At 62.7% G+C, this 1,487-nt stretch carries 2 protein-coding genes and 1 pseudogene; all 3 read right to left on the bottom strand.

The features are described 5' to 3' along the window. On the bottom strand, positions 1–546 hold a 546-nt coding region (locus tag E4Q23_RS23040; RefSeq protein WP_169068741.1), incomplete at its 3' end, for a transglycosylase SLT domain-containing protein. A gap of 31 nt (positions 547–577) precedes the next feature. After that, complete coding sequence (locus tag E4Q23_RS23045) at positions 578–1,141, bottom strand: TrbM/KikA/MpfK family conjugal transfer protein (RefSeq protein WP_169068742.1); 564 nt, start codon at positions 1,139–1,141, stop codon at positions 578–580. Next, positions 1,138–1,487 (bottom strand): annotated as a pseudogene (locus tag E4Q23_RS23050) (hypothetical protein); the annotation flags it as partial. The pseudogene E4Q23_RS23050 and the gene E4Q23_RS23045, both read right to left, overlap by 4 nt.

The following is a 1,487-nucleotide window of genomic DNA, read 5'->3' on the forward strand; positions in this document are numbered from 1 at the left end:
GCCACCGGCTTGCTTCTTTTGGTAGCTACCAAAGAAGGAAGTAATCGCGTTGCCTGCACCGATACCGGAGTCCCCGGCCAGCAAGCGCACCGCTCCCGCCTTCGTTGTCACATCCACCGTCACAAAACGCGCTTCAAGCCAGTCTGCCCACTTGGCGGCCTTCACGCGCAGATCGCTCCGGTACACCGCGTTGTATCGTGGCGTCCGGGAGTGGTAGTTGGCTGCCTTGGTCCAGAGATCCCCCTTGTCGTTCTTGAGGTGTCCACGGATCCGCCAGGCGGCCAGGTCGAACGCGTAGCAGCCGGCCGCGGCGACATCGTCCGCCGTGATGCCATAGCGAGCTAGGTCACTCAGATAGGACGTGTTGAATTGCATCGGCCCTACGTCATGCGTGCCGTTGCTGTTGCGCACCCATTGACCGGGTTTCCCCGCTTCTTTCTCGGCCACGGCCAGGACAATGTTCGCGGGGACCGCGTACTTTACGGCCGCCGAAATCGAGCACACGATGCGCTCCTGAAGCTGCGGCGGCAGATCGACAAAAGGCATTGCCCTTCCCTCTTGCTGGTTCTTGCCGTGATTACAGAAGGCACCGCTGCGCTTCTTCTGCTGCGATTCTGGCGCTGTACTCGGCCTGTGCGCGGTCATAGTCATTGGCTTCGACCCAGTACCCGCCTCTTTCTGGCGTCCCCACGTAGCGCGGCTGCGTGCCGGAAAAGTCGGTGTAAGCGTGGCCGCTATAGACCGCGCAATAGCCTGGCATCTGGTTGCCGATGAGCACCGTCTCGGTGTCCCAGTTCCAGGAAAGAAGCGTGACGTTCAGCGACGCTGCATCGCAGCGGCCGGCGCCGTTCGCCATCGCGTTGACCAGCAGACTCATTTCAGGGGTTTGGTTGGCCACCGGGCACAGCTTCAGGAAATTGCCCCGCGCGCGGATGGTGTCGCTCAGTTTCCGGTGCGAAATGCTGAAATACCGATGCAGCGACGGCGAGCACTCGCCGGGGCGAGTGCCTGTCGATAGGCACAGGATGGCTTCGCAGGCCAGGCGGGTATCGCCGGTCAGTGCCTCTTCGGCGCTGGCTAATGCCGAGATTGACGCAGCCGCGGCTAACGCGACCGAAGCGAGAACAAGTTTTGGTTTCATGTGTAACGCCCCTTGCGTGATTGAGAGTGACTGTCGCGGTCGCGGAATGCGGAGACTTCCGAGTCGGCGTCCACCGAAGTGTCGCTGGCCCCTGACAGGCTGTTGCCGTCGAATGTGGGTTCCGGCTTGAGCTGCTCGCTGGATGTGGCGGTCGTCCCCTGGGCCTTGATGGCTGCGGCCACTTTGCCGCCGATGGTCTGGCTGAGGCGTTCCTGCGCAGCTTCGGCGCCGGCATTGGCCCTCTCCTTGGCGACGTCCCAAGTGCCTTTGACCAGGTTGGCGGCTGCGTCGGTGGCGACCCGGCCGACCGTACCCAGAGCAGATTTCTCGCCGCCTTGCGGCTGCT

The organism is Candidatus Accumulibacter phosphatis, assembly GCF_012939955.1.
In the GTDB taxonomy this organism is placed as follows: Bacteria; Pseudomonadota; Gammaproteobacteria; order Burkholderiales; family Rhodocyclaceae; genus Accumulibacter; species Accumulibacter delftensis.

Coding starts and splice junctions, on each gene's coding strand:
- E4Q23_RS23045 (WP_169068742.1), bottom strand. CDS start 1,141: ATGAAACCAAAACTTGTTCTCGCTTCGGTCGCGTTAGCCGCGGCTGCG.